The organism is Brevibacterium sp. ZH18, assembly GCF_022748595.1.
Lineage (GTDB): Bacteria > Actinomycetota > Actinomycetes > Actinomycetales > Brevibacteriaceae > Brevibacterium.
This window is the reverse complement of sequence record NZ_JALDSX010000049.1, coordinates 1-21,747: the sequence shown is the minus strand read 5'-3', so window position 1 is coordinate 21,747 and position 21,747 is coordinate 1. Positions and strand designations below refer to the sequence as shown.

At 64.0% G+C, this 21,747-nt stretch carries 19 protein-coding genes and 1 riboswitch; of the genes, 6 read left to right on the top strand and 13 right to left on the bottom strand.

Annotated elements, in window-relative coordinates; all coding sequences use genetic code 11:
* The first annotated feature begins 40 nt into the window (after window positions 1–40).
* Window positions 41–553, top strand: a complete 513-nt coding sequence (locus MPN20_RS14480) for a MarR family winged helix-turn-helix transcriptional regulator (RefSeq protein WP_242783257.1) — start codon at window positions 41–43, stop codon at window positions 551–553.
* A gap of 68 nt (window positions 554–621) precedes the next feature.
* On the opposite strand, the gene MPN20_RS14475 is transcribed toward MPN20_RS14480, so the two are convergent.
* Window positions 622–3,054 (bottom strand): DUF255 domain-containing protein, encoded by a 2,433-nt coding sequence (locus MPN20_RS14475; RefSeq protein ID WP_242783256.1) that lies wholly within the window; start codon window positions 3,052–3,054, stop codon window positions 622–624.
* Between the two features lie 158 nt (window positions 3,055–3,212).
* Here MPN20_RS14475 and MPN20_RS14470 point away from each other — a divergent pair, with 158 nt between their 5' ends.
* Window positions 3,213–3,671: a pyridoxamine 5'-phosphate oxidase family protein gene (locus MPN20_RS14470; protein WP_242783255.1), complete on the top strand. Its 459-nt coding sequence runs from the start codon at window positions 3,213–3,215 to the stop codon at window positions 3,669–3,671.
* 16 nt (window positions 3,672–3,687) lie between these two features.
* Here the strand turns inward: MPN20_RS14470 and MPN20_RS14465 are convergent, their stop codons facing one another.
* The gene (locus tag MPN20_RS14465) at window positions 3,688–4,503 is read right to left on the bottom strand and encodes a glycerophosphodiester phosphodiesterase (RefSeq protein ID WP_242783253.1); all 816 of its coding nucleotides are present in this window, start codon (window positions 4,501–4,503) and stop codon (window positions 3,688–3,690) included.
* Between the two features lie 347 nt (window positions 4,504–4,850).
* On the opposite strand from MPN20_RS14465, the gene MPN20_RS14460 reads away from it, so the two are divergent.
* On the top strand, window positions 4,851–6,344 hold the full coding sequence (locus MPN20_RS14460) for an alanine/glycine:cation symporter family protein (protein WP_242783251.1): 1,494 nt from the start codon (window positions 4,851–4,853) through the stop codon (window positions 6,342–6,344).
* 97 nt (window positions 6,345–6,441) lie between these two features.
* Window positions 6,442–6,741, top strand: coding sequence for a hypothetical protein (locus MPN20_RS14455; RefSeq protein ID WP_242783249.1), 300 nt, complete (start codon window positions 6,442–6,444; stop codon window positions 6,739–6,741).
* 37 nt (window positions 6,742–6,778) lie between these two features.
* Here MPN20_RS14455 and MPN20_RS14450 read toward each other — a convergent pair whose 3' ends face one another.
* Complete coding sequence (locus MPN20_RS14450) at window positions 6,779–7,108, bottom strand: hypothetical protein (RefSeq protein WP_242783247.1); 330 nt, start codon at window positions 7,106–7,108, stop codon at window positions 6,779–6,781.
* Between the two features lie 515 nt (window positions 7,109–7,623).
* Complete coding sequence (locus tag MPN20_RS14445) at window positions 7,624–8,565, bottom strand: helix-turn-helix domain-containing protein (RefSeq protein ID WP_242783246.1); 942 nt, start codon at window positions 8,563–8,565, stop codon at window positions 7,624–7,626.
* A 107-nt stretch (window positions 8,566–8,672) separates the two neighbouring features.
* Between MPN20_RS14445 and MPN20_RS14440 the strand changes: the two genes are divergently transcribed.
* Together MPN20_RS14440 and MPN20_RS14435 are read left to right on the top strand one after the other, a co-directional pair.
* A complete protein-coding gene (locus tag MPN20_RS14440) occupies window positions 8,673–8,984 on the top strand; it encodes an antibiotic biosynthesis monooxygenase (RefSeq protein WP_014909223.1) in 312 nt (103 codons plus the stop codon).
* 631 nt (window positions 8,985–9,615) lie between these two features.
* Complete coding sequence (locus tag MPN20_RS14435; protein WP_242783244.1) at window positions 9,616–10,941, top strand: ISL3-like element ISPfr2 family transposase; 1,326 nt, start codon at window positions 9,616–9,618, stop codon at window positions 10,939–10,941.
* On the opposite strand, the gene MPN20_RS14430 is transcribed toward MPN20_RS14435, so the two are convergent.
* The 9 genes from MPN20_RS14430 to gcvP all read right to left on the bottom strand — a co-directional run bounded on the left by MPN20_RS14430 (window position 10,907) and on the right by gcvP (window position 21,372).
* Window positions 10,907–11,200, bottom strand: coding sequence for a hypothetical protein (locus MPN20_RS14430; protein WP_242783243.1), 294 nt, complete (start codon window positions 11,198–11,200; stop codon window positions 10,907–10,909). The genes MPN20_RS14435 and MPN20_RS14430 overlap by 35 nt on opposite strands.
* Window positions 11,201–11,642: 442 nt before the next feature.
* Window positions 11,643–12,071, bottom strand: a complete 429-nt coding sequence (locus MPN20_RS14425) for a nucleotidyltransferase domain-containing protein (protein ID WP_242783242.1) — start codon at window positions 12,069–12,071, stop codon at window positions 11,643–11,645.
* Window positions 12,072–12,215: 144 nt separating this feature from the next.
* Window positions 12,216–12,608, bottom strand: a complete 393-nt coding sequence (locus MPN20_RS14420; RefSeq protein ID WP_242783241.1) for an ectoine synthase — start codon at window positions 12,606–12,608, stop codon at window positions 12,216–12,218.
* 121 nt (window positions 12,609–12,729) lie between these two features.
* Entirely contained in the window at window positions 12,730–14,016 is a 1,287-nt protein-coding gene (gene ectB / locus MPN20_RS14415; protein ID WP_242783240.1) for a diaminobutyrate--2-oxoglutarate transaminase, read from the bottom strand.
* A gap of 154 nt (window positions 14,017–14,170) precedes the next feature.
* Window positions 14,171–14,665 carry a diaminobutyrate acetyltransferase gene (ectA, locus tag MPN20_RS14410; RefSeq protein WP_347566836.1) on the bottom strand — a complete coding sequence of 165 codons (495 nt, stop codon included), beginning with the start codon at window positions 14,663–14,665 and terminating at the stop codon, window positions 14,171–14,173.
* A gap of 404 nt (window positions 14,666–15,069) precedes the next feature.
* Window positions 15,070–16,533, bottom strand: coding sequence for an L-serine ammonia-lyase (locus MPN20_RS14405; protein ID WP_242783238.1), 1,464 nt, complete (start codon window positions 16,531–16,533; stop codon window positions 15,070–15,072).
* A 69-nt stretch (window positions 16,534–16,602) separates the two neighbouring features.
* Entirely contained in the window at window positions 16,603–17,001 is a 399-nt protein-coding gene (gcvH, locus tag MPN20_RS14400; protein WP_242783237.1) for a glycine cleavage system protein GcvH, read from the bottom strand.
* Between the two features lie 145 nt (window positions 17,002–17,146).
* The gene (locus MPN20_RS14395; RefSeq protein WP_242783236.1) at window positions 17,147–18,427 is read right to left on the bottom strand and encodes a glycine cleavage system aminomethyltransferase GcvT; all 1,281 of its coding nucleotides are present in this window, start codon (window positions 18,425–18,427) and stop codon (window positions 17,147–17,149) included.
* Complete coding sequence (gene gcvP / locus MPN20_RS14390; RefSeq protein WP_242783235.1) at window positions 18,427–21,372, bottom strand: aminomethyl-transferring glycine dehydrogenase; 2,946 nt, start codon at window positions 21,370–21,372, stop codon at window positions 18,427–18,429. The genes MPN20_RS14395 and gcvP overlap by 1 nt, the downstream gene beginning before the upstream one ends.
* Window positions 21,373–21,488: 116 nt before the next feature.
* Window positions 21,489–21,612: riboswitch (glycine riboswitch) on the bottom strand.
* Window positions 21,613–21,747 lie beyond the last annotated feature (135 nt).

The window sequence follows — 21,747 nt, the reverse complement described above, 5'->3', positions numbered from 1 at the left end:
TGGTTTGTGCAACATTGCATATCTCGCTAAGCTACGTTTCATGAATGTCGAACTCGAGGACCGCGAGCCGAATACTCCTGTGGATGATTTCGGATGGTCCTTGGGAGCGCTTCTTCGGGCGTATCACCATGCCGTCGCCGAGGTGCTCGGTGACTTTCCGCACGGACCGCGCGGATATCAGGTCCTCCACACCGTCGTCCACGGGGATCAGCCCAGCCAGCTCGCTTTGGCAACGCGTCTGGGCATCGATCGAACCGTGATGACCTACCTCATCGACGACCTCATCGAGGCAGGACTTGTCGAGCGGCAGCCCAACCCCAACGACCGCCGACAGCGCAAGATCGTGAGCACGGACCACGGCACGCAGAGCCTGGCCGAGCTGGAAGCGCGCGTCAGAGAAGCACAGGACGCCGCACTCTCCCCCTTGGACTCCGAGGAGCGCGCGATGCTGTGCACCCTCGTGCGTCGCGTTGCCAATGGCACCGGCAATCGCGAGAACCCCTGCGATATGGCCGAGGACATGCTCGACACTTACGCAGACAGCAGCCGCTGAGCACCGCAGTCATCAGCCGCTGAGCACCATTGTCAGCAGCCGCTGAGCACAGCTGGTAGCAGCAGCCGTCAGGAATCGAGCAGCGCCGCCAACTCGTCGATCGTGCTCACCGGCAGTGAGCACTGCGTGCCTCGACATACGATCGCAGTGCCGCTGGGCACGGCGATGTCATTTCCCGCCGCGTCCGGAACCCCTGTCGAGTCGGTCAGCAGCGTGACCGCCGGGTGGCGAGCAGCGAAACCGAGCAGAGCGCTGTCGAGACTGGCCACACGCACCGGATTGAGTGCCCGTTCGGCCTGCCACAAGGCGTGGCCGCAGCCGCGTGGTGCCCGGGCGGCGAGCGCCCGATAGACCCCGAGGAGCCTGTCGCGCACGTCGAGCAGCTGCCCGGTCGAGACCTCGGAGTCCCCGCCGAGTTCTGCGAGGAGAAGCATCGCCTCAGCCGCAGCAGCTCTGCCCGACGGCAGCGCATTGTCAACCGGGTCGGAACCGCGCACACCGAGGATGCCGTCGTCCTCCGAGTCGAATACCTCCAGCACATCGCCATCCGACGGGGCGCGCGATCCGACGCCCGAACCGCCCGATACACCCGAAAGATCCGAGGGACCCGATGCACCCTCGAGGCCCGAGGGGCTCGATACCCCCACAGCACCTGAGGTGAAGCGCTTGATGAGCTCTGCCCCCAGTTCGTTGAGGCCGTTCGCGCTCAGGGCGCGCTCGTCGAGGCAGGCTTCCGTCTTCGCGTATCTGCCCACCCCATCCACCAGACCGGCATTGCGCAGCTGTCCCACGGTGATGCCGGCAGTGATCATCTGCGCGCGGTCTGCCAGTCCCGCTGTTCCGGGACCCGCCTCGTCACCGGTGAAACTGCGTTTGATATCGAGGTCGCGGATCGCGGGAACCGTCACATCCGCTGGGCTCAAGTCGATATCGCCGCAGCCGGTGATGAATCGGTTGTCCATCTCCTCCCAGGCGAACGACGCGACGCAGCCCCATGACGTTGATGACTGACTCGGGTGGGTGTAGAGAGCCGCTTCGGCCAGGGCGGTGATCGCGAGCGAATTCCACTCGGTGATCGTCTTCTCGTCCCGGGCCGGTTGGGGCCGTTCGTCAAGGAGGTCCTTGAGCAGGCTTCGCTGCTTCGCCGTCGCCGAGGTGGTCCATGGCGCCGGGTGCTCAGCGTCGTAGGGAATGTCGTCCATCCCGAGCCAATCGATGATGCGGATCGCCGCGATCACCTGCCCGGACAGTTCCGCTCCCGCCGGGGAATCGACGAGTTGGAGCAGGCCGCCCTCCCCCACCTCGGCGAACTGCTCTGGCGTCATGACATATGCCGCGCCCTCCTCCAGGATTCCGTCCGGGTTGAGGGAATCCGCGTCGAGTGCAGCGATGAACCGGTCTCCGCCGCCCAGGTGATAGGCGATCATATAGTTCGCGGTGTCCTCGATCTCCCGCTCGGCGAGGGCGAGCCATTTCGAGTCCGGGTTGAGTGCGCGCTCGACCTTCGCCCATTGGACCGCGGCGCGCAGGTAGAGCGCGTTGTCGTAGAGCATCTTCTCGAAGTGCGGCACGAACCACTGCCGGTCGACGCTGTAGCGGGCGATGCCACCGCGGACCTGGTCGCGCATCCCGCCGCTGGCGATGCGCGCGAATGTTCCGCGCACCGCGATGAGGCAGTCGACGACGAGTTCCCCACTGAGGTGGCCGTCGGCGCCGAGCCGGTCGACGCTGCCCGGAGCCAGGCTCTCCCGCGCGGCGTCAGAGATGCCCTCCCCCGCCGAGGCGGCGATGCCCTCCCTCGCCGAGGTGGTCCCGCCCAAACGCACGAACGTGGCCAAGAGCGACATGAGGTTCATCATCGGAGGAAACTTCGGTGCCGTGCCGAACCCACCCCACGCCGGGTCATAGGAGTCGAGCAGGGACTCGGCAGCAGCGTCGAGCTCCTCGGCCGACAGGGACTCAGCGGCCGCCTCGGCGGGCAGGGCATCGGTGACGGCGGTGGCCATATCGGCCAATCCCCGGTCCATGCGCTGGGTCATCTCGGTCACCTCGGCGCGGCGATCCGTCCACGTCTGGGACACCGCCGAGAGCACCTGAGTGAACGCGGGCATGTTCCCCCGCGGTGCCGGCGGGAAGTACGTACCGGCGTAGAACGGACTGCCTGCCGGGGTCGCGAAGATCGTCATCGGCCAGCCGCCCTGTCCGCGCAGAGCCTGGAGTGCGTTCATATAGTGGGCGTCGATCTCAGGCAGCTCTTCCCGGTCGATCTTGATCGGGACGAAGTTGTCGTTGATGACTCGTGCGACGGCCTCATCCTCGAAGGATTCGTGGGCCATGACGTGGCACCAGTGGCACGTGGAGTAGCCGATCGAGATGAGGAGGGGGACGTCACGGCGGGCCGCCTCGGCGAGGTTGTCCTTCGTCCACATGCGCCAGTCGACGGGATTGTCCGCGTGTGCGCGTAGGTAGGGGCTGGTGGACGACGCGAGTTCATTGGCCATGCCCCCAGCGTCTCACTTCGGCAACGCTCCTGAGAAGTGCGGTCTCGTCAGGCCCCGCCCTCTTCCCACACGGGCACCCGCCATTCTACAATGTGTAGAAGCCGGCGACGGGGCCGTCCGCATGCGGCAGTCCCCCGCCTCAGATGAGAGGTCGAGCGATGATCACTGAATCGAACATGATCCTGAGCAGTGCGAACTGCTGGAGCTATCTGCGGCGAGGTGAGATCGGCCGTTTGGCCGTCATCATCGATGACGCACCCGAGATATTCCCCATCAATTTCGCCGTCCAGCATTCGGCGATCGTCTTCCGCTCCGCCGAGGGCTCGAAGATCGACGCCCTGCTGCACACTTCAAGGGTGGCGCTCGAGGTCGACGGCTTCGAGCCGGAGTCGAACACCGCGTGGAGCGTCGTCCTCAAGGGCCGCGCAAAGCCGATCAATGACACCGATGAGCTCCTCGACACTTTGTCCCTCGATGTCTTCCCCTGGCAGCCGGGCGCGAAGAATCGGTTCATCCGCATCGACGCCGAGGTGGTCACGGGCCGTCGCTTCATCGTCGCCGACTCGTCGACCTGGTCCACATCGCTGGGGCAGGCGGCGCAGTCCCCGAACGAATAGCCTGGCCGCACGAATGTCAGAGGTCCTCGACGACCTGCACCAGTACACCGGGCGTGTTCGTGATGATCCCATCGACGCCGAGATCGATGACCGCCTCCATGTTGCTCGTGCCATCAACGGTCCACACCAGGCTCGACATGCCGAGCGCATGCACGCGCCCCAGGAAGTCAGCGTCGGCCGCACGGTATTCGGGATTGATCTGGTCGACCCAGTCCGCAAACTCCAAGAGCTCATCGGGGCACGGACGCCCGAGCAGCCCCACCGGAATCTCCGGCGCGAGTTCATGGAATTCGCGAATAAAACCCCAGTCACCGGACTGGACGACGAGCAGTCCCGCCGCCAGAGCCCGGTCGAGATAGTCCCGGCGCTGCGTCAGCGACGCTGCGAGCGCCTCGGCGATCCCAGGATAGTCGGCCGGATGCTTGACCTCGAGAAGCAGTCCGGTGCGGTTGACGTGGACCAGGTCGAGCACCTCGCCGAGGCGGGGCACCCCGATGCCTGCAAATCGATCCGCCTTCCAGCTGCCGGCGTCGAGGGCGGAGATCTCGGCCGCCGTCATGCCCGCCACCCTGAGATCCGCTCGCCCAGGGTAGACCGTACGGGCGTTCGTCGTGCGCTCGAGAGTGGTGTCGTGGATGACGATGAGTTCGTCGTCGGCGCTCAAGTGCACGTCGATCTCGATCATGTCGGCACCCTGGTCGATCCCGGCGACGAACGCTGGGATGGTGTTCTCCGGCCATTCGGCAGAGGCACCTCGGTGGGCGATGACCAACGGCGGCACACGAGTTCGGGTGCTGTCGTCTGCAGGGTGGGTGATGAGAGTGATGGGCATGGCGGGGACTCCTCCGGTGTGGTCGTCGGCCGGTCCCCGAACGACCTCAGGGGCACTTCATTGCGCAACAGGTTAGGCTCCGCGAACAAGCTTCGGATGATGTGGGGGTAGACGGGACGTGAATCCTGGCCGAGCGCCCTCTCAACCTCGGTGCTCGATCGCAAGTCGAGCCCTGCAATGTTTCTGCGCCACCAGCTGATCGGTCCCGCGGCACCATCTGCTGCTCACATGGGTCCGGTGCGCCGCAGCTCTCACTTCGATGGCAGACTAGAGCCATATGACAGGCGAAGTTCGCTGTCGCCAGTCCGAATCCTCAAATCGCACGATTCCCGAAGGAGGCTCACTCGATGGATCTACTCCAGAGCGCCATTGACGGCGTCGACACTGTCTCGTCCTACGTTCTCGTAGCAGTGCTGATCCCTACAGGCCTATATTTCACCATCCGCACAGGGGTGGTCCAGCTGCGCCTGCTGCCCGAGATGTTCCGGACACTGACGGAGTCCGGGGGCAGGGACGCCGAAGGCAATAGGAACATCTCCCCGTTCCGGGCGTTCTCCATCTCCGCCGCCTCGCGCGTGGGCACTGCGAACATCGCCGGTGTGGCCCTCGCGATCTCGCTGGGCGGTCCCGGCGCAATATTCTGGATGTGGCTGACCGCAATCGTCGGCGGCGCAACAGCCTTCGCCGAGTCCGCCCTTGGTCAGCTCTACAAGGTCAAGGACGGCCCCGCGTTCCGAGGCGGACCTGCGTACTACATCCGACACGGGCTGAACATGAAATGGCTCGGTCTGATCTTTGCTGTCATCGTCGCCATCACATACGGCATCGTGTTCAACACTGTGCAGTCGAACTCCATCGTCGACGCAGTGGGAACGTCATTCGGCATCGACGACTCCAATTTCGCCTTCACCGCGATCGCCGGCCTGATCATCGCCGTCGGCGCTTATCTGATCTTCGCTGGTGGAGCCAAGCGCATTTCGAACGTCTCCGCGTACCTCGTACCGATCATGGCCGGGATCTACCTGATCGTGGGCATCATCGTCGTCGCACTCAACATCGGCGCCGTACCCGACATGATCGGCACCATCTTCTCCGACGCGTTCAGCATGCACTCGCTCGCTGGCGGAACGCTGGGCTCAATCATGCTCATCGGCGTGCAGCGCGGCCTGTTCTCCAATGAGGCGGGTATCGGCTCGGTTCCGAATGCAGCAGCGACGGCATCGACCTCCCACCCGGCCAAACAGGGCTTCGTACAGGCTCTCGGCGTCTACTTCGACACTATCCTCGTGTGCTCGATCACCGCTTTCATCATCCTGCTGTCGAACCCGAAGTACGGCAGCTCGGCCGAAGGGATGCAGCTGACGCAGAACGCGCTGAGCGGACAGCTCGGGCAGTGGGCGATCCACTTCCTCACCTTCGCGATCTTCCTCTTCGCGTTCTCGTCGATCCTCGGTAACTACTACTACGGCGAGGCCAACATCGAGCACCTGACGCGCAGCAAGGTCGCACTTCGCATGTATCAGGTGATCGTGATGGCGGCAGTGTTCGTCGGTGCCATCGCTGCCCTCGACCTGGTCTGGACTGCAGCAGACATCTTTATGGCGATCATGGCGCTGATCAACCTGTTCGCGCTGCTCATGCTCTCGCCACTGGTGTTCCGACTCCTGAAGAACTATTCGGACCAGCGTCGCGCCGGGCTGGAACCGATCTTCCGCCGGGCCGATCTGCCCAGCTACAAATTCATCAACACCGACGTCGATGCCTGGGACGATACGGACGAGGTCACCACAGCGAAGTTCTGGCAGGACCGCGGCAAGAAGGTACGCCCCGACAGCGACTGATGCTGCCGTCGCTGTAGTCCTGAATGCACATCGGGCGCCCCCTTCTCTGGGAGCGCCCGATGTGTCTTCAATTCTCTATTTTCAGGAGGAAGCTCCTATGACTGTCGATCGCACTGAATTGGCCGATGCCCTCGCCGAGGCGACCGGATGGTCGGTCACGGCCGATGCCCGTCGGGTGACGTTCACCAATGATGATCCACCGCAGGTGGTCATCTGGACGGTCACTGATGCCGAGATCGGCTTGCTCCGTTACAACGAGAACCTCCGCGCAGCAGGGTACGGAGGCCGCCAGACCGCCGATCTCGGCGCGTTGTGGCTGCCTCTCGGCGAAGCGCTGGGTCCGTTCGAAGGATCCCGGGGATATATGCACGGGACAGAACTGATCATCCGCGAGTGATCTCGGTCAGGGCTTGACCGCCCTCACTCGCGGTCGGTCAGCGCTTGACTGACTTCGAGGTGGCGCCGGTTGCCCAGCTGACCTGGCTGAAGGTCACGCGATAGATCTTCTTGCCCTTCGTCTTGACTTTGTACGCGGCTTTGCCCTTCTTCGCGGTGACCGTCTTGATGGTCTTCCACTTGCTGCCGGACTTGACCTGGAACTTCACCTTCGGGTTGTAGTTGACCTTGCCCCACTTCTCCGGGCTGTAGACCTTCGTGGTCGACGTGAGAGTGACGGTCTTGCCGCTGCGCTTGGTCGAGAGGGAAGCGTAGGACTTTCCGCGGACGTAGAAGTAGCCCTTGGTGTAGTCGACATGGTCGATCACTTCATCATAATCCGAGGTATTTGCCCACACTTCCGATGGGCCGATCGTGTACTTCCCGAGGCCGTCCATATCGGGGCAAATGTCAGTAAGAGTGCGTTTCGAGTTATCAAACGAGTAAAAGGGCTCTTCCCAGATGAGGGTGTAGGTCGGCCGGGCGCGTCGGTCCGCAGATAGACGTCGAGATCTCCCGACGACGGAGGTTCCTACGCCATCCATCCGAAAGACCTCGACGTGTCCGACGCTACCCCGCCGGCCGGCTTCGGCCGCCCTGACCTGACCGCCTTCGCGTCTTATCCCAATCGACTCTGATCGGGTCTGCTGATCCTCTCGACGAGAACGCAGCGACATCACAGCCACCCAACCCCGACCGTCCAGGAAGCCGGGACACGTCACATGGCCTGTGCTGCGGGCGTGTCGAGTGGGTCGTCCAGGGGCGACGCAGGAGCGTCGACGCGACGTGCTGAGAGCTGGTTCCAGTCGAGCACTAGCACACCGGCTACAGTCATGGCGATAGGTCAGGAACGGCGTCGCTCCCTACGCAGGAGGGAGCGCAGAGTCTCGGCGTTCGCGTAGCCGACCCGTAGCGCGATCTCGGCGGAGGTGAGGTCCGTAGTTACTGAGAGGTGCCGAGCTCGCTCGATGCGAAGCCGTTGGACGAAGCCGAGCGGAGTGAGGTTGAGCGCCGCACGGACTCGTCGTTCGAGGGTGCGCCGGCTGGTGCCGAGCGACTGCGCGACGAAGGCGACGTTGAACGGTTCGTCCAGGCGGGCGCGCACGAAGCGTTCGAACTCGACGACGATCGGGTCCTCGTGCCGGAGATGTTCGTAGGCGACGAAGGCCGCCTGCGACGGGCGCTCGTCGATGATGAGGAGCTTGGCGACATGTTGGGCCAGGTCGGGGCTGATCGATCGCACGAGTGAGAGCGCGAGGTCGATGTGGGCGAACGCGGCGCCGGCGGTGACGAGGTTCCCGTCGACCACGACCATGGTGTCGAGATCGAGGGCGACGGTCGGATAGCGCTTCAGGAACTCCGGCCCCAGGAACCAGCTGGTCGTCGCCCGCCGATGATGCATCCGTCCGGTCTCGGCGACAGCGAACACGCCGGTGCACGCCGCGGCGATCCGGGTGGTCGCCTCGTCGAGGCGCCCGAGCGAGGCGATGACCGAACGAGCATCTCGGCTCTGGAGGGCGTCGTTGGTAGCGGCGGCCGTAAGGGTTCCAAGCGCAGGGACGACGACCACATCGAACTCTGCGGACTCCGACAGCGGGTGGTCCACCGACAGGGTCATCGATGCCGTCGTGGTCACTCGCCGTTTCGGTCCGAGGATGGCGAGTTTGATCGGGTCGATCCGCGGGTCGACATCGCCGCGGGCTCCGTCGGCCACCCGCACGATGTCGATGATCGACGCGATAGCCGAACCGAAGCAGCCGTCGATCGCGATAAGTCCGATACGCATGACGTAAACAATAGCAATACTGTCGTATACGCCACTACCCACCGGCCCTCGCTCGTCATACGCTGAACTCGTCCCACTAAGAACCCCGACGTCAAGGAGAGTCCCTCATGTCCACACCCGCATCACTTCCGTATGCCTTCGTCGCCAAGATCGTCGCGGCCGATGGACAGCACGACGCGGTCGCCGATCTGCTCGCCGGCGCTGTCGCACTCGCCAACGAAGAAGTAGGAACGATTGTCTGGTTCGCGGTCAGGACCCACGCCGACACCTTCTGGATCTTCGATGCATTCCCCGACGAGGCCGCTCGCGACGCCCACGCCAACGGCGCCATCGTCGCAGCCCTGATGGCCAACCAGCACCTCCTCAGCGCAGCACCCGAGATCCTGGCGGCCGACGTCCTCGCGTCCAAGCTCCCGTAGTCCGCCAACGCACGAGACGATCGCGCCCCGCCGAGCCGTCGCCAGGTCGCGACGCAACGCCACGCTGCGTTGCCGAGCGGTGCGAGGCCTATCGGCACACGGACAGGATGCCGGCCGCAAGCGCTCAGCCGGCGAGGGTCCGTCGCAGAGGAGAGCGACGTCGGTGTCGGGCAGAGCCGTGAGGCCAGCGCATCGCGCGACCACCAGAACCGAACCGCCCCTGCCCTGCGTTTCCGCAGGTCAGGGGCTGTTCGCCGGAGCCGCCTGTCGGAATCGAACCGACGACCTAATCACGTCGGCTTTGCGTCTATCGCTTGATGCGCCCACTGGGCGAACGAACCGCTGACCTGCGCAAACGCCGAGCGTGGGGGACGCCGCCATCCGGTGGTGACCGACGACGACCGACCAGTACCGACCGCTTCACCGGAGCTTGCGGCGGCGTCGAAGCCGAGCAAGCTCCATTCCTTTAGCTCACCGCGCCCTCCTCCTCGCCGGTCCCGTCGTCGTCGAAGACGTTTCAGGGGTCTTCTCAGATGACGGTGTAGGTCGGCCGGGCGCGTCGGTCCGCAGATAGACGTCGAGGTCTCCCGACGACGGAGGTTCCTCCGCCATCCATCCGAAAGACCTCGACGTGTCCGACGCTACCCCGCCGGCCGGCTTCGGCCGCCCTGACCTGACCGCCTTCGCTCGACTCGACGGCCTCGGTCTGAGCGTGACCGGACAACGACTTGAACCGGATCGTGCGGTCCTCGCGTGCCGCGTGGTGGAACCAGATCAGTGGTGCCGACGGTGCGGCAGCGAAGGCGCTGCTCGTGACACCGTGATCCGGCGGTTGGCCCACGAGCCGCTGGGCTGGCGACCGACCGTGCTGGAAATTGTAGTGCGCCGCTACCGCTGTGCCGACTGCAGACACGTGTGGCGCCAAGACATCAGCGCCGCGGCGGAGCCACGCGCGAAGCTCTCGCGCACCGGGCTGCGGTGGGCGCTGGAAGGGATCGTGGTCGCACACCTCACCGTCGCCCGTGTCGCCGAGGGACTCGGGGTCGCGTGGGACACCGCCAACAACGCGGTCCTGGCTGAAGGCAAGCGGCTGCTGATCAACGACCCCACGCGGTTTGAGGGCGTGAAGGTCATTGGCGTCGATGAGCACGTCTGGCGCCACACCAGGCGTGGCGACAAGTACGTCACCGTGATCATCTACCTCACCCCGGTCCGCGATGGCGCCGGCCCAGCAAGGCTGCTGGACATGGTCGAGGGCCGGTCGAAGGCGGCGTTCAAGACCTGGCTCGCCGACCGCGACGACGCCTTCCGTGACGCGGTCGAGGTGGTCGCGATGGACGGCTTCACCGGGTTCAAGACCGCCGCTGCAGAGGAGATCCCGGACGCGGTCACGGTGATGGATCCCTTCCACGTCGTGCGCCTGGCCGGTGACGCCCTCGACAGGTGCCGGCGCCGGGTCCAACTCGCGATCCACGGGCACCGTGGGTTCAGGGACGACCCGCTCTACAAGTCGCGGCGCACGCTGCACACCGGCGCGGACCTGCTCACCGACAAGCAGAGCGACAGGCTACGCGCGCTGTTCGTTGATGACGCTCACGTCGAGGTCGAGGCGACCTGGGGTGTCTACCAGCGCATGATCGCCGCCTATCGCCACGAGGACCGGCAACGTGGCCGCGAGCTCATGGAGAAGCTGATCACCGACCTCAGCGCCGGCGTCCCCAAGGTGCTCACCGAGCTCACCACCCTGGGCCGGACCCTGAAGAAGCGAGCCACTGACGTGCTCGCCTTCTTCGAACGACCCGGCACCAGCAACGGGCCGACCGAGGCGCTCAACGGACGGCTCGAACACCTGCGCGGCTCCGCACTCGGGTTCCGCAACCTGACCAACTACATCGCCCGAAGCCTGCTCGAGACCGGCGGCTTCAGACCCCAACTCCTACACCCCCGATTGGGATGAGCCAGTAAAAGGATGCGCGCGAGACACGCTCGCCCTTATTGCTGATGGACGTTTTCACGTCCCATTCCATTGACCCCGACTTCTTGTGCGCCATATCCACGACGATATTTCGACAGTTGTCCGTCGTAACGACGATGCTTTTGGCCGACAGCTTCGTGACATCGAAGGAAATGCTCGCCGCTTCAGCGGAAACAGCTGGACCGACTACGAGGGCTACTGCCGCAATGGCTGAGACGAGGGCGCGCCTGATGAACTTCATGGAGACTCCAAAGAGTGGATTTGAACTAAAGATTGCCAGAGTTGGAGTCTTGTGATGTTCAGTCGGCTGGCGGCGTCACGATACTTGAAGTGTCAATAAGGTGAAGAGTATCACAGCTGCAGTGGGCGCAATATCCACCAGCACCCACCGGTCAGATTTCTGCTACCTCGCTACGGCAACTTCGGCATCTTCGAAAAGTGGAGCCAACAGTTCTTTCCACGCCATCAGATCACGCGACAAAGTCAGCCAGGTTAGCTGCCTATCCACCTCGTCGTATTGATGAATGATGAAATTGCGATTGCTGACCGCACTTGACCAACGAACTCCTGCGGGCGCGGGCACTTCACTCCGAGACAACCGGTTAGCCGCTTCTCCGATCTTGGCCATCAGCGCGTAAGCCACGCCTTCATATGCAGGAGATCCTTAGCAACAGCGACCAGCATCAGAGAAGCCTTTTATCGTGCAGGATGTCCGAGTCGAGCAAAGGGTCAAGGCCACCGAACGAGACTAAATCGACTTCACGACCGAGGACCTCCTCAAGCATCTGCTTGAACTCAACGAAGTCGAACGAGGAAGTGCCTGGAGGCGGTTGCACCAAAAGGTCGATATCCGACTCCGCCTGCGAGTCCCCACGCGCCACTGACCCGAAGACCGACAGCTCGGTGTATCGGAATTTCTCGGCAACGAATTTCAGAATCGGAGCCACCGCTTCAAGCAATTCCGCCGCTGGCAGGTGGCCAAAGTTGCTGGATGCCGCGACTTGCTGGCTGACGGCTGGCTGGCGTATTCCAAGGGATGCCGCTATTTCGCTCTGGCTCAGCCCAAGCACATTCATTGCCCGCAGCACCCCGTCACAGAAAATGGTGGCCACGGAACCAGGCTCGAATCCGCGCAATGCGGACTTGCCTCGGTTCCGTGACCACCATTCATGGTGTCCGGAGCTCGGACGATGCTTCAGTGACCAACCAAACGGAGGGCCACCTCGGCGGGTGAGCTTCTCAGCTCACGAAAGGACTCAGTCCTCTTCGATGATGAGGGGGTAGACACCGTTCTCATCGTGGGTCTCACGACCGGTGACCGGCGGGTTGAACACGCAGGCCATGCGCAGCTCTTCCTCGGCGACGACGGTGTGCTTTTCGTTTCCGTTGAGCAGGTACATGGTGCCGTCGGAGAGCGGGTAGGTCTCGCCTGTCTCCTGATCGGTCAGTGTGCCCTTGCCCTGCACGCAGTACACAGCCTCGATGTGGTTCTGGTAGTGGAACGTTGAGGTGGTTCCTGCGTAGATCACGGTGTCATGAAGGGAGAATCCGACGCCTTCTTTGGCGAGCACCATGCGGCGGCTGCGCCAGGTCTCCGACTTGATATCGCGGTCTGTGTCATTGAGGTCATCGCGGTTGACTACGTACATTCGTGGTCCTTTCGATCGATCTGTCATTCGTGTATCGGGGCGGGCAGGAGCCCGCGGAGCGCGGACACGGCGCGAGGCACTGAATTCTCTTCAGCGCCCCACCCCGAGTCGCAGGCTCGAATCAGGCCAGTGCAGGCTCAGCAGCTGGTGCGAACTTCAGCACGGCGGCTTCGATGATGTCGAGGCCCTTGTCCAAGTCCTCCGTTGAGATCGTCAGCGGAGGCATGATCTTCGTGACTTCGTCCTTCGGACCGGAGGTCTCGAGCAGAAGTCCGTTCTGGAATGCCTCTGCAGCGATCTTTCCGGCAGCCTCGGAGTCCTCGAAGAAGATTCCGGCGAGCAGGCCACGTCCGCGAATGGACGCACCCTCTGCCTTCTCCACGATCGTGTCGAGGCGCTGGTGCAGGTGAGCGATGGTGTCGGCGAGTTCGTTCTGGAACGTGTTGTCGGCCCAGAAGTTCTTCAGCGCGGCAGTCGCGGTCACAAACGCGGGGTTGTTTCCGCGGAAGGTGCCGTTGTGCTCGCCCGGCTCCCACACGTCGAGCTCAGGACGGAACAGGGTCAGTGCCATCGGCAGACCCGAACCGGAGATCGACTTCGACAGGCAGACGATGTCGGGCACGATGCCGGCCTCTTCGAAGCTGAAGAACGATCCGGTACGGCCGCAACCGGCCTGGACGTCATCGACGATGAGCAGGATGTCGTGCTTCTTGGTCAGCTCGGACAGAGCGCGCAGCCATTCGGCACGAGCAGCACGGAGGCCGCCCTCACCCTGCACGGTCTCAACGATGACGGCAGCAGGCTTGTCGACACCTGAGCCCGAGTCCTCAAGAACCTTCTCGAGCCACAGGAAGTCAGGGATCTCGCCATCGAAGTAGTCGTCATACGGAATCTTCGAGCTGTTGGTCAGCGGAATTCCCGCGCCTTCGCGCTTCATCGAGTTGCCGGTCACCGACAGCGAGCCCAGGGTCATACCGTGGAACGCGTTAGTGAACGAGAGCATGTGCTGACGTCCGGTGACCTTACGAGCGAGCTTGAGAGCCGCCTCGACGGTGTTGGTTCCCGTTGGTCCGGGGAACATCACGGTGTAGTCGAGATCGCGGGGCTTGAGGATGAGGTCCTGGAAGGTCTCGAGAAACTCACGCTTGGCCGGGGTCTTCATGTCCAGCGAGTGCAGGACGGCGCCTGACTGCAGGTACTCGATGAGCGGCTTCATCACGACGGGGTTGTTGTGCCCGTAGTTGAGTGCGCCGGCACCGGAGAAGAAGTCGATGTATTCCTTGCCGTCTTCATCCCACTGCTTCGCTCCCTCGGAGCGAGCAAAGGTGGCGGGCCAGGAGCGCGAGTAGCCGCGCACGGCGGATTCGCGAGTTTCGAAAATATCGGGAGTCGTCGTCTTGTCTGTCATCACTTGAGTCCTTTCGACTTCTGGATTACGCGTCTGCCCTGTGGGCAGGCGCCGAGACGGTGGCCGCGCCCGAAGCGATCGGATACGGCATTCGCCGGTCGGCATCCTCTGACGGGATCAGCTGATCCCCAGGACACCTGGAAGGCACTGCGCTTTACAGCGGTGCGATTTCGTACAGGAATTCGGTGTCGTGCTCGTCCGGGTAGACATCCGGAGTGAACAGGGCGCTTCGTTCACACGATGCTCCGCGCTGTTCAGCGAATGACTGGAACAAGCGGTTGGACGCATCGTTGTCATCGGTGATCGTCGTCTCCAAGCGGAGTGCGTTGGTCCGATCAGCCAGCTCGTTGAGCATGGTCTTCGCCAGCCCGTGTCCACGGAAATCCGACGAGACCGCGACCTGCCAGATCATCAGCGTGTTAGGCCGATCCGGGCGGGTGTAACCGGTGACGAACCCTGCGGGCTCCCCATCGATTCGCGCGATCGTCGAGGTTTCAGCGAAATCACGACACCAGAGCAGATACGAGTACGAAGAGTTAAGGTCGAGAACGGCCGAATCTTTTGCCAGTCTCCACATGTGCTGCCCGTCCTCCAGTGAAGGAGTACGGACATCGGTTTCCGTCTGAGGTTCTGCGACTGCGTTTCTCACGCCTTCAAACCTAACGACCTCAGATTGAGCGTCAACTCGAAAATCGGTGATTCGGGGGCATTCGAGTCGATTTGTCCCGAGCTGACCGGAAGTCTCGAACCGGGGCTTCCCCATGGCATCTCTGGGATGCGTAAGGGCGCTCCTTCGCGCTCATTCCGCGGAAGTGCTTCGTTATCGTTTCGTTACATTTGAACCCAGTTGGAACTTCGGTTCCATGAGTTCCACGACCGGACACGCGAAATTCGAGCTCAAGATTTCTTGCTGGAATCGCGGACACCCGAGTTCAGCGAGGGTGCGGTCGATGCGCAGGAGCGGCGAGCTGCGCAAGCGATGCGAAGCGGCACGAGACACCAGGAACCTCTAGGGCAGGAAGCGCCGCAATCCGGCACCGAGACACTCCGACGTCAGCACTCCACGACGTTGACAGCGAGGCCGCCCTGGGCGGTCTCCTTGTACTTCGAACTCATGTCCGCACCTGTCTGACGCATCGTCTCGATCACCTCGTCGAGGCTGACCCGGTGCTGCCCATCGCCCCACAGTGCCATTCTGGAGGCGTTGATGGCCTTGCCAGCGGCGATCGCATTCCGTTCGATGCAGGGGATCTGCACGAGCCCGGAGATCGGGTCGCAGGTGAGTCCCAGGTTGTGCTCCATGGCGATCTCGGCGGCGTTCTCGACCTGCTCCGGGGTTCCGCCCATGATCGCTGCCAATCCCCCGGCAGCCATCGACGAGGCGGATCCGACCTCACCCTGGCAACCCACCTCGGCGCCGGAGATCGATGCCCTCTCCTTGTACAGGACCCCGATGGCCGCCGAGGTGAGGAGGAAGTCCACGATGGCCGCGTGCTTGCCGGCCTCGCCCTTCTCCACCACCACTTCGACATAGTTGAGCGCGTAGTGCAGGACCGCGGGGATGATCCCTGCCGCACCGTTCGTCGGGGCCGTGACGACACGGCCACCCGAGGCGTTCTCCTCATTGACGGCCATCGCAATGAGGTTGACCCACTCCAAGTAGTAGGCAGAGCTGTGGTCCGGGTCCTCGGCTTTGAGCTTGAGATACCAGTCGTGAGCACGACGGCGCACCTTGAGCCCGCCCGGCAGGTAGCCCGAACGGTCCAACGACGCAGAGGCGCACTCCTCCATCACCGAATAGATGTGGAGCAGACCGTGGCGGATCTCGTCCTCGTCACGCATCGACTTCTCATTGGCAAGCATGAGTTCGGCGACCGACATGCCGTGGGTCTCGCATTGTGCCAGGAGCTCGACGGCCGAGTGGAACGGATACGGCAGCTCCTCGCTGTAGGAGGCCAACTCGGCCTCGACGACCGAATCGGAGACGGCGAATTCGCTGTCCTCATCGACAGCCTCGGCGGCCTTCTCCTTCTCAGCGAATTCGGTTTCGGAGGTGACGAAGCCACCGCCCACCGAATAATAGGTCTCTTCGGCCAACGTCGCACCGGAACCGTCGAAGGCGGTGATGGTCATGGCATTCGTATGGCGGGGCAGGATGGTCAGGGGTCGCTTGACCATGTCGTCCTCGGCGAAGTTCAGTTCGACGCCGTCGCCGATGGCATCGCCGAGGATGATCTTTCCGGTCTCCGACATCCGCGTCCGGCGGGCAGAGAGTTCGTTGGCTTCGACGGACTCCGGCTTGCAGCCCTCAAGGCCCAGCAGGATCGCGTCGAAGGTGCCGTGGCCGGCACCGGTGGCGGCAAGGGATCCGAAGACATCGACCTTGATGTCAGCGACGGATCCAAGCGAGTCGCCCAGAAGTGTGAGGAAGCTCGACGCCGCTCGCATGGGACCGACGGTATGTGAACTCGACGGCCCGATGCCTACGGTGAAGAGATCGAAGACGCTCAATGGCATTGCAACACTACGATTCTTCTCGTGTGATCGGCGGGGCCGAGCGGAGGCCCCACCGATCGAGGGGTGGTTCTAGAGGGAGTTGGCTTCGGCGTAGCCGGCCGCGTCCATGACCTCGCCCAATTCGGTGACGTTGACTTCGAACAGCCAGCCGTCGCCGTAAGGGGCGGAGTTGAGCAGGCCTGGATCCGCTGTGGCCGCCTCGTTGACGGAGACGATCTCACCGGTCACCGGTGAGTACAGGTCGGAGACCGACTTGGTCGACTCGACCTCGCCGCAGGTCTCGCCTGCAGTCACGGAGTCGCCGACCTCGGGCAGGTCGACGTAGACGACCTCACCGAGCGCATCGGAAGCAACAGCGGTGATGCCGATCTTGACGGTGTTACCGACGATGGCATCGGCACCGGCGTTGATCCACTCGTGCTCGGCGGAGTACGTGAAGTTGTCTGGGAGCGGGGGCAATTCAGCCATGATCGTCCTATTCTGCTGATTGTCAGCTGTGGTGGTGAGCTGGTGCCCCCAGTGTACGAGTCACCGGGGGCAACCACATCAGGTTGTGCAGGTCAGTTTTCGCCGCGCAGGTCTGCCCGCTGAGCGAGTCAGCGACCTGGGTGGGTCAGTTTTCGCCGCGCTTGTAGAACGGCAGCGCGGTGACGGTGAAGTCGTGCGCCTTGCCGCGGATGTCCACGGCCACGGCCGTTCCCGGCTCCGAGAGGCTGCGGTCGAGGTAGGCCAAAGCGATCGGGTGGCCGAGCGTCGGCGAAGGCTGCCCCGAGGTAACTGTGCCGACCTGAGCACCTTCGGCTCCGTCCGCTCCGACCTGATCGGCCGAGGCGAAGATCGCCGCTCCGGAGCGCGCCGCACGACGGCCTTCGGAGGTCAGTCCGACGAGCACGCGTGCCGGTTCGGTCTCCCCCAGCTTGGCCAGGGCCTCACGGGCGAAGAAGTTCTCCTTCGTCTTGAACCCGATCATCCGGCCCAGTCCTGCGTCGAAGGGCGTGGTCTCGAGGCTGAGCTCATTGCCGTAGAGCGGCATGCCCGCTTCGAGGCGCAGCGAATCCCGTGAGGCCAATCCGCAGGGCACGAGTCCGTGATCAGCACCGGCCGTGGCCAAGGTCTCCCACAGGCGCTCGGCGGCGATGTTGGGTACGTAGAGTTCGAACCCGTCCTCTCCGGTGTAGCCGGTGCGCGCGAGCATGAGGTCGATGCCGGCGATCGTCAGCGGCATCCACGCGTAGTACTTGAGCTCCTTGACGGCTTCGCCGACGGTGATCGTCTCGGAAGTCTCGCCCGCTCCGCTGTCGACGGCTGCGGCACTCGCCGTCGATCCATCCGCCGAGGTGGTCTTGGGTCCGAATTCGCCGTGCGCACCCTCGTCGAGGGCGGCGAGGACGATCGCTTCGGAGGCCGGTCCCTGCACGGCGATGAGGGCCGTGTCCTCAGACTCGTCGAAGAGTCGCACGTCGGCGCCGGGAGCCTCCGTCCGCAGGAAGTCCTGCAGTCGCTCCTTGAGTGCCGCCACGACATTCGGGGTGTTCGAAGCGTTGGGGACGATGAGGAACTCCTCGTCGCCGATCCGGTAAGTGATGAGGTCGTCGAGGAGGTAGCCTGCCTCGTTGACGATGACACCGTATTTGGCCTTGCCGATCTTCATCTTCGAGTACTTCGCCACGAGCGCGTAGTCGAGGAAGGCGGATGCCGCGGAACCGGTGAGGCGGACCTCGCCCATGTGAGAGAGGTCGAAGATGCCTGCGGCCTCACGTACTGCGCGGTGCTCGGCGAGCTCCGAACCGTACTTCAGGGGCATGTCCCAGCCGCCGAAGTCGGTGAAGGATGCGCCCAGCTGCTCGTGGATCGAATGCAGCGGGGTCTCTTTGGTCGAGTTCTCAGCACTCATCAGTCGTCCTCATTCTCTTCGAAGGCCTCTGGCGGCGGGCAGGAGCACACCAGGTTGCGGTCGCCGTAAGCACCGTCGATGCGGCTGACCGGCGGGAAGTACTTCGTCTGGCGCAGGCCCTTGACCGGGAACGCTGCGGTTTCACGGGAGTATTTGGCGTCCCAGTCGTCCATCACGACGGTCGCCGGGTGCGGGGCTCCAGCCAGCGGCGACTCCTCGTAGGAGTACTTGTCGCCGATCGAATCGATCTCGGCGCGGATGACGCGCATCGCCTCGATGAAGCGGTCGAGTTCGGCCTTGTCCTCGGACTCGGTCGGTTCGACCATGAGGGTGCCCGGCACCGGGAAGGCCAGAGTCGGGGCGTGGAAGCCGAAGTCGATGAGGCGCTTGGCCACATCCTCGGCGGTCACGCCGGACTTGGCAGTGGCCTCGCGGAGGTCGAGGATCGTCTCGTGGCCGACGAGTCCGTGTTCGCCCGAGTAGAGGATGGGGAACACATCGGCGAGCTTGGACGCGAGGTAGTTCGCGCCGAGCAGTGCCATACGAGAGGCTTCCTTCAGACCGTCCCCGCCCATGAGCTCGAGGTAGGCGAAGCTGATCGGCAGGACGCCGGCGGAGCCGAACAGGGATCCGGAGATCGGCAGTTCGTGGGCGTCCGTGGATCCTGCGACGAGTTCCGCCGAGGTGGGATCGCCGGGCAGGTACGGAGCCAGGTGTTCGCGCACGGCGACCGGTCCGACGCCTGGTCCGCCGCCGCCGTGGGGGATGCAGAAGGTCTTGTGCAGGTTGAGGTGGGAGACGTCGCCGCCGAATTCGCCGGGCTTGGCCAGTCCGACGAGGGCGTTGAGGTTCGCGCCGTCGACGTAGACCTGTCCGCCTGCCGCGTGGACCTTCTCGCAGACCTCGCGGATCTGGGATTCGAAGACGCCGTGGGTTGACGGGTAGGTGACCATGATCGCGGCGAGCTTGTCCGCGTTCTTCTCGATCTTCGCGTCGAGGTCGTCCATGTCGACCGAGCCGTCTTCGGCGGTGGCGACGACCTGGACCTGGAGTCCGGCCAGGACTGCCGAGGCCGCGTTCGTGCCGTGAGCCGACTGCGGGATGAGGACGACGCGGCGGTCGGTGTCGCCGTTGGCCAGGTGGTACTTGCGGATCGCGAGGAGTCCGGCGAGCTCACCCTGGGAGCCGGCGTTGGGCTGCAGGGAGACGCGGTCGTAGCCGGTGACCTCGACCAGCTGGTTCTCCAGGCGGGTGATCAGGTTGCGCCATCCGTGGGTCTGCTCGACCGGGGCGAAGGGGTGGATCGAGGCGAACTCGGGCCAGGTGATGGGCTCCATCTCGGCGGCCGCGTTGAGTTTCATCGTGCACGAGCCCAGCGGGATCATCGTCCGGTCGAGGGCCAGGTCGCGGTCGGCCAGGGTGCGCAGGTAGCGCATCATCGAGGTCTCGGAGCCGTGGCTGGAGAAGATCGGGTGGGTGAGGAATTCGGTCTCGCGGTGGAGCTTCGCGTCGAAGACCGGGGTGGGCACATGGTTGGCCCCGAAGGTCCCCGCCGAGGCGGCTGCGAATTCCGCTTCATCGATCCGGGCGATGATGCCCAGGGATTCGAGCAGGCCGTTGGCGTCGGCGACCGTGTGGGGTTCACCGAAGGAGACGCCGATGGTGTTGGTGTCGATGACGCGAACGTTGTAGCCGCCGCGTTCGGCGACGACTCGGGCGGCTTCGGCGTCGGCGACGCGCACGGCCACGGTGTCGAAGAACTCACGGCTGACCACCTCGGCGCCGGGGGCGGTGTCCGCAGCGGTCGCGAACGCCTGGGCGAGGCGATGGATGCGGGAGGCGATGCGGGTCAGGCCGACGGGGCCGTGGTAGACGGCATACATCGAGGCGACGTTGGCGAGCAGGGCCTGCGCGGTGCAGATGTTGCTTGTGGCCTTCTGGCGGCGGATGTGCTGTTCGCGGGTCTGCAGGGCCAGACGGTAGCCGGGCTTGCCCTGGGCATCTTTGGAGACGCCGACGAGGCGGCCGGGCAGCTGGCGTTGCAGGCCGGACTTCACGGCCATGAAACCGGCGTGGGGTCCGCCGAAGAACAGCGGGACGCCGAAGCGCTGGGCCGAGCCGACGGCGATGTCCGCGCCCTGGGAGGCGGGATCCTTGAGCAGGGTCAGGGCCAGGAGATCGGAGTCGAAGGTGACGAGGGCGCCGCGGTCATGGGCACCGTCGACAGCCTCGGTGAAGTCGCGGATGACGCCGGTGGTGCCGGGCTGGGCGCAGACGATGCCGAAGATGTCGTCGCCGACGAGGCCTTCTGCGAGGTCGGCGACGGTGATGTTGAAGTCCATTGCCTTGGCCCGGGCGCGGACGACGGCGATGGTCTGCGGGTGGAGTTCGGAGTCGAGGACGACGGTTGTCCCCTTCTTCACGGCACGACGCATGAGGAGGACCGCCTCGGCGACGGCGGTGGCCTCGTCGAGGAGGGAGGCGTTGGCGATGTCGAGGCCGGTGAGGTCCTGGACGGCCTGCTGGAAGTTGAGCAGCGCTTCGAGACGACCCTGGGAGATCTCGGGCTGGTAGGGGGTGTAGGCCGTGTACCAGGCGGGGTTCTCGACGAGGTTGCGGCGGATGACCGCGGGGGTGATCGTGTCGTAGTAGCCCTGGCCGATCATCTGCTTGCGCATGATGTTCTGGCCGGCGAGGCTGCGGAGGTCTTCGAGGACCTCGGCTTCGGAGCGACCGGTGGGCAGGTCGAGTCCGTCGATCTGGATGGAGGCGGGGACGGCTGCGGACGAGAGTGCTTCGAGGGAGTCGTAGCCGAGTTCGGCGAGCATCGCCTGGGTGTCGTCCGCGCGGGGGCCGATGTGCCGGTCGGAGAACGGGCGTTCGGTATCTCCGGTGGGTGCGGTGGTGTGCGCGAGTGAACTTGTGTGGGCGAGTGAACTGGTCATTGACGTCCTCGGGTCGATGTCGCGCCCGCCTACGGAGGACGCACTGAGCAGTGGTGGTCCTCCCCGTTCTGTCGGACTTTCAGCGCGCGGGCGCGGTGGCGGTCCTTCAGAAATGCCTGCAATCGGTGGTACTGGGCCTGAGAGTTTCCCGGGGAGGGAATTGCACCTACGGCGCTGCACAGTGCGCTAGCGGCAACCGAAGCGGTTGCGGCGACTGAGCAGCTCTCCCACGTCATGTCTTAACGGCAATATTCAATTGTGTGCGGCTGTATTCCTACAGCGCATGGAGCTATGAACTTACGGGCTTCAGTCTAGTGGCACTGATCACGGTCGGACAAATGACAAGGTGGCGATCGGTGTGGACTCGCGTGCGAC